This is a genomic window from Streptococcus sp. 27098_8_66, from assembly GCF_041431945.1.
GTDB lineage: Bacteria > Bacillota > Bacilli > Lactobacillales > Streptococcaceae > Streptococcus > Streptococcus dentalis.
Genome location: NZ_JAPVYS010000019.1, coordinates 1 through 4896, shown reverse-complemented (window position 1 = coordinate 4896; position 4896 = coordinate 1). Strand labels below are relative to the sequence as shown.

Annotated in this window: 1 tRNA gene and 3 rRNA genes; all 4 read right to left on the bottom strand. The window is 50.1% G+C overall.

Annotated features, from left to right (window positions below):
- Nucleotides 1–95: ribosomal RNA gene (rrf, locus tag O3642_RS09705) — 5S ribosomal RNA — on the bottom strand; the annotation flags it as partial.
- Between the two features lie 79 nt (nt 96–174).
- Nucleotides 175–3074 (bottom strand): 23S ribosomal RNA (locus tag O3642_RS09700).
- Between the two features lie 123 nt (nt 3075–3197).
- Nucleotides 3198–3270, bottom strand: a tRNA-Ala gene (locus O3642_RS09695).
- Nucleotides 3271–3323: 53 nt separating this feature from the next.
- Nucleotides 3324–4869 (bottom strand): 16S ribosomal RNA (locus O3642_RS09690).
- Nucleotides 4870–4896 lie beyond the last annotated feature (27 nt).

Below are 4896 nucleotides of genomic sequence, written 5' to 3'. Positions count from 1 at the left end.
ACAGGGGGCAACCCCCAACTACTTCCGGCGTTCTAGGGCTTAACTGCTGTGTTCGGCATGGGTACAGGTGTATCTCCTAGGCTATCGTCACTTAACTCTGAATGATTAAACATTCAAAATTGAACATCTATATTCTAACAAGTTAACCTTTCGTTGTCAATATCTTCTGACTCTTTGGATAAGTCCTCGAGCTATTAGTATTAGTCCGCTCCATTGCTCACACAACTTCCACTCCTAACCTATCTACCTGATCTTCTCTCAGGGCTCTTACTAACATATAGTTATGGGAAATCTCATCTTGAGGTGGGTTTCACACTTAGATGCTTTCAGCGTTTATCCCTTCCCTACATAGCTACCCAGCGATGCCTCTGGCGAGACAACTGGTACACCAGCGGTAAGTCCACTCTGGTCCTCTCGTACTAGGAGCAGATCCTCTCAAATTTCCTACGCCCGCGACGGATAGGGACCGAACTGTCTCACGACGTTCTGAACCCAGCTCGCGTGCCGCTTTAATGGGCGAACAGCCCAACCCTTGGGACCGACTACAGCCCCAGGATGCGACGAGCCGACATCGAGGTGCCAAACCTCCCCGTCGATGTGAACTCTTGGGGGAGATAAGCCTGTTATCCCCAGGGTAGCTTTTATCCGTTGAGCGATGGCCCTTCCATACGGAACCACCGGATCACTAAGCCCGACTTTCGTCCCTGCTCGAGTTGTAGCTCTCGCAGTCAAGCTCCCTTATACCTTTACACTCTGCGAATGATTTCCAACCATTCTGAGGGAACCTTTGGGCGCCTCCGTTACCTTTTAGGAGGCGACCGCCCCAGTCAAACTGCCCGTCAGACACTGTCTCCGTAGATGATTAACCTACCGGGTTAGAGTGGCCATAACACAAGGGTAGTATCCCAACAACGCCTCCATCGAAACTGGCGTCCCGATATCAATGGCTCCTACCTATCCTGTACATGTGGTACAGACACTCAATATCAAACTGCAGTAAAGCTCCATGGGGTCTTTCCGTCCTGTCGCGGGTAACCTGCATCTTCACAGGTACTAAAATTTCACCGAGTCTCTCGTTGAGACAGTGCCCAAATCATTACGCCTTTCGTGCGGGTCGGAACTTACCCGACAAGGAATTTCGCTACCTTAGGACCGTTATAGTTACGGCCGCCGTTTACTGGGGCTTCAATTCATACCTTCGCTTACGCTAAGCACTCCTCTTAACCTTCCAGCACCGGGCAGGCGTCACCCCCTATACATCATCTTACGATTTAGCAGAGAGCTGTGTTTTTGATAAACAGTTGCTTGGGCCTATTCACTGCGGCTGACGTAAAGCCAGCACCCCTTCTCCCGAAGTTACGGGGTCATTTTGCCGAGTTCCTTAACGAGAGTTCTCTCGCTCACCTGAGGCTACTCGCCTCGACTACCTGTGTCGGTTTGCGGTACGGGTAGAGTATGATTAACGCTAGAAGCTTTTCTTGGCAGTGTGACGTCACTAACTTCGCTACTAAACTTCGCTCCCCATCACAGCTCAATGTTATAGAATTAAGCATTTAACTCAATTCACACCTCACTGCTTAGACGTGCACTTCCAGTCGCACGCTTTAGTTAGCCTACTGCGTCCCTCCTTCACTACATACTCTAGTACAGGAATATCAACCTGTTGTCCATCGGATACACCTTTCGGTCTCTCCTTAGGTCCCGACTAACCCAGGGCGGACGAGCCTTCCCCTGGAAACCTTAGTCTTACGGTGGACAGGATTCTCACCTGTCTTTCGCTACTCATACCGGCATTCTCACTTCTATGCGTTCCAGCGCTCCTCACGGTACACCTTCTCCACACATAGAACGCTCTCCTACCATACCTATAAAGGTATCCACAGCTTCGGTAAATTGTTTTAGCCCCGGTACATTTTCGGCGCAGGGTCACTCGACTAGTGAGCTATTACGCACTCTTTGAATGAATAGCTGCTTCTAAGCTAACATCCTAGTTGTCTGTGCAACCCCACATCCTTTTCCACTTAACAATTATTTTGGGACCTTAGCTGGTGGTCTGGGCTGTTTCCCTTTCGACTACGGATCTTAGCACTCGCAGTCTGACTGCCGACCATAATTCTTTGGCATTCGGAGTTTATCTGAGATTGGTAATCCGGGATGGACCCCTCACCCAAACAGTGCTCTACCTCCAAGAATCTCAATGTCGACGCTAGCCCTAAAGCTATTTCGGAGAGAACCAGCTATCTCCAAGTTCGTTTGGAATTTCTCCGCTACCCACAAGTCATCCAAGCACTTTTCAACGTGCCCTGGTTCGGTCCTCCAGTGAGTTTTACCTCACCTTCAACCTGCTCATGGGTAGGTCACATGGTTTCGGGTCTACGACATAATACTATTGCGCCCTATTCAGACTCGGTTTCCCTACGGCTCCGTCTCTTCAACTTAACCTCGCATCATATCGTAACTCGCCGGTTCATTCTACAAAAGGCACGCTCTCACCCATTAACGGGCTCGAACTTGTTGTAGGCACACGGTTTCAGGTTCTATTTCACTCCCCTCCCGGGGTGCTTTTCACCTTTCCCTCACGGTACTGGTTCACTATCGGTCACTAGAGAGTATTTAGGGTTGGGAGATGGTCCTCCCAGATTCCGACGGGATTTCTCGTGTCCCGCCGTACTCAGGATACTGCTAGGTATAAAGACTATTTCGAATACGAGGCTCTTACTCTCTTTGGCTGACCTTCCCATGTCATTCTTCTATAATCTTTAAGTCCACATTGCAGTCCTACAACCCCGAAGAGTAAACTCTTCGGTTTGCCCTCCTGCCGTTTCGCTCGCCGCTACTCAGGCAATCGCTTTTGCTTTCTCTTCCTGCAGCTACTTAGATGTTTCAGTTCACTGCGTCTTCCTCTACCTATCCTTAACAGATAGGAGTACTAGCCATTAGCTAGTGGGTTCCCCCATTCGGACATCTCTGGATCGTCGCTTACTTACAGCTCCCCAAAGCATTTCGTCGTTTGTCACGTCCTTCTTCGGCTTCTAGTGCCAAGGCATCCACCGTGCGCCCTTATTAACTTAACCTTATTTTTGGTCTTGCGACCTAAACTCTTTAAATATTTACAGCGTTTCGGTTTATTTTCTTGTTACTATTTGATATAGATATTCAATTTTCAATGTTCAATCTTAACACCCTTATAGTGTTAATGGAGCCTAGCGGGATCGAACCGCTGACCTCCTGCGTGCAAAGCAGGCGCTCTCCCAGCTGAGCTAAGGCCCCACAAGACCTCTCAAAACTAAACAAGACCAACGTACAGGTTTCCTTTTCCTTAGAAAGGAGGTGATCCAGCCGCACCTTCCGATACGGCTACCTTGTTACGACTTCACCCCAATCATCTATCCCACCTTAGGCGGCTGGCTCCAAATGGTTACCTCACCGACTTCGGGTGTTACAAACTCTCGTGGTGTGACGGGCGGTGTGTACAAGGCCCGGGAACGTATTCACCGCGGCGTGCTGATCCGCGATTACTAGCGATTCCGACTTCATGTAGGCGAGTTGCAGCCTACAATCCGAACTGAGACTGGCTTTAAGAGATTAGCTTGCCGTCACCGACTCGCGACTCGTTGTACCAGCCATTGTAGCACGTGTGTAGCCCAGGTCATAAGGGGCATGATGATTTGACGTCATCCCCACCTTCCTCCGGTTTATTACCGGCAGTCTCGCTAGAGTGCCCAACTAAATGATGGCAACTAACAATAGGGGTTGCGCTCGTTGCGGGACTTAACCCAACATCTCACGACACGAGCTGACGACAACCATGCACCACCTGTCACCTCTGTCCCGAAGGAAAACTCTATCTCTAGAGCGGTCAGAGGGATGTCAAGACCTGGTAAGGTTCTTCGCGTTGCTTCGAATTAAACCACATGCTCCACCGCTTGTGCGGGCCCCCGTCAATTCCTTTGAGTTTCAACCTTGCGGTCGTACTCCCCAGGCGGAGTGCTTAATGCGTTAGCTGCGGCACTGAGTCCCGGAAAGGACCCAACACCTAGCACTCATCGTTTACGGCGTGGACTACCAGGGTATCTAATCCTGTTTGCTCCCCACGCTTTCGAGCCTCAGCGTCAGTTACAGACCAGAGAGCCGCTTTCGCCACCGGTGTTCCTCCATATATCTACGCATTTCACCGCTACACATGGAATTCCACTCTCCCCTTCTGCACTCAAGTTAAACAGTTTCCAAAGCGTACTATGGTTAAGCCACAGCCTTTAACTTCAGACTTATCTAACCGCCTGCGCTCGCTTTACGCCCAATAAATCCGGATAACGCTCGGGACCTACGTATTACCGCGGCTGCTGGCACGTAGTTAGCCGTCCCTTTCTGGTAAGATACCGTCACAGCGTGAACTTTCCACTCTCACACTCGTTCTTCTCTTACAACAGAGCTTTACGATCCGAAAACCTTCTTCACTCACGCGGCGTTGCTCGGTCAGGGTTGCCCCCATTGCCGAAGATTCCCTACTGCTGCCTCCCGTAGGAGTCTGGGCCGTGTCTCAGTCCCAGTGTGGCCGATCACCCTCTCAGGTCGGCTATGTATCGTCGCCTTGGTGAGCCGTTACCTCACCAACTAGCTAATACAACGCAGGTCCATCTCTTAGTGATGCAGTTGCACCTTTCAAGTCAACATCATGCAATGTCGACTTTTATGCGGTATTAGCTATCGTTTCCAATAGTTATCCCCCGCTAAGAGGCAGGTTACCTACGCGTTACTCACCCGTTCGCAACTCTTCCAGAAGAGCAAGCTCCTCCTTCAGCGTTCTACTTGCATGTATTAGGCACGCCGCCAGCGTTCATCCTGAGCCAGGATCAAACTCTCATTAAAATAATTGTTTGTCTTAAACTCATTCTG